The following is a 1,501-nucleotide window of genomic DNA, read 5'->3' as shown; positions in this document are numbered from 1 at the left end:
GTATCGGCACATGCAGGCGACGCAGGCACGGTGCGATGCCGTGGAAGCCCAACACGACGCCCTGCGCGCCGAGCTGATCGACTGCTACGGTGCGTTGGTCGTCGCCAGTGACGATGCTCGGCACGCGCGGCTGGAAACCTTGGCCGAGGAAATCGAGCTACTAACCGACGCGGCCGGCGCGCTGTCCGTGAGGATCGACGCAACCGCGCCTACGTCGGCGGAGGGGGCCGCGATCAAGCTGCAGATGCTGCTAGAGGCGGTGCAGAACCGGGCCGGTATCGTGCGCCCGGACTACGCAAGCCGGACGATCCGGCATGCGCTGGCGGTGCTGTCCGGCCCGGAGGCGGCGTGATGCCGAAAGACGCGCCCTTGCATGACCTGCCCGCGCCGGACGTGCTCGGCCCGGTCCTCGATCGGTTGCGGCAGATCGTCGCGCAGTCGGGCGATGCCCTCTTACTGGGCGAGGGCGTGGTGTCGCCTGACGCCGCGTTGCTCGATGCGTGCAGCACCGCCCTGCATCACATGGCCGCCGCAAACAAGATCGAGGCGGAGCGGTGCCGCGATGCGGACAGCATCAAGGGCTGGTGGACAGACGCGGACCGGGCGCGCCTTGATGCCTTGCTCGACCGCGTTCAGGAACGTGAGGCAACGGCAGTCCAAGCGATGCGGAAGGCAAAGAAAATCCGCGCCGTCACGCCGGCCGGCATATACGCCAAAGCACTCGTCGTCCGCGCCTCGCGGACCGGCGCACGCGAGCTGGCGCGATCGCTTGCGGTTGATCTTGTAGAATGCAAGGGGCTGCGCCAATGCCTGTGGAGCGGCGAGCCAGCGTCCGCCTGATCCGGCGCCGCTTACGCCATGTAGGGCCGTCTCGCGAGGGGCGGCCCTTCTGCTGTCAGTCCGCTCCGCCAACGTGCACCGCCGGCATCTCACGAAGGAGGAACAGCTTGCTAAGGCGTTGGCGATGCCGACGTTGAAGCGGGGGAATGTGAAGGCGCAGCGGTTTGATCGGCAAATTTGCCGACCAGCGCGAACCAACGCAGAGATCGCAGAAGAGGCCGACACCAGCGTGCGGTCCGTCAAGCGCATCAAATACGTCCGCGACCACGGCACCCCCGAGCACGTCGCGCGCCTTGAGGCCGGGGAGGCCCCAAGCGCGTTGCGCGTCAGCCCCACCCCGCCGCGTCGAACACCACAAACTCGCCGCGCACGTCCGCCACAACCCGCGCTTGGAACTCGCCGAACGTCTCGCCCGGCCGGCGGGTCCATACCTGATCGCCGGCCTCAGCGCGCGTGGCATGCCCGGCCGCGTCAGCCGTCAGGCCGGCGCCGCCGCGCAGGTGGATCACGGTTAGGGCGTCGTGCATCAGCAATGCGTCACAAGCCCGTTGGTGATGGTGAGCGTCGTCAGGTTCACCGTCCCGGCCGGGCAATTAGACCCGAAGGTGGCGTTGTAGCCGACGAGGTTGCCGCTATCGCTCACCGCAAAGAGGATCGTGCC

Annotated in this window: 3 protein-coding genes; 2 read left to right on the top strand and 1 reads right to left on the bottom strand. The window is 68.0% G+C overall.

Annotation, left to right across the window (positions count from 1 at the left end; all coding sequences use genetic code 11):
* On the top strand, positions 1-352 hold a 352-nt coding region (locus B8460_RS22555; RefSeq protein WP_206742666.1), incomplete at its 5' end, for a hypothetical protein.
* The gene (locus B8460_RS19875; protein WP_048863365.1) at positions 352-840 is read left to right on the top strand and encodes a hypothetical protein; all 489 of its coding nucleotides are present in this window, start codon (positions 352-354) and stop codon (positions 838-840) included. The genes B8460_RS22555 and B8460_RS19875, both read left to right, overlap by 1 nt.
* Positions 841-1,166: 326 nt before the next feature.
* On the opposite strand, the gene B8460_RS19870 is transcribed toward B8460_RS19875, so the two are convergent.
* Positions 1,167-1,349 (bottom strand): hypothetical protein, encoded by a 183-nt coding sequence (locus tag B8460_RS19870; RefSeq protein ID WP_206742665.1) that lies wholly within the window; start codon positions 1,347-1,349, stop codon positions 1,167-1,169.
* Between the last annotated feature and the right edge of the window lie 152 nt (positions 1,350-1,501).

The organism is Acidisphaera rubrifaciens HS-AP3 (assembly GCF_000964365.1).
In the GTDB taxonomy this organism is placed as follows: domain Bacteria; phylum Pseudomonadota; class Alphaproteobacteria; order Acetobacterales; family Acetobacteraceae; genus Acidisphaera; species Acidisphaera rubrifaciens.
The sequence above is the reverse complement of the archived record's forward strand: the minus strand, read 5'-3'. Positions and strand labels throughout refer to the sequence as shown.

Bases quoted from the DNA above. Each gene is read 5' to 3' on its own strand.
- B8460_RS19875 (WP_048863365.1), top strand. From the start codon at position 352: ATGCCGAAAGACGCGCCCTTGCATGACCTGCCCGCGCCGGACGTGCTC.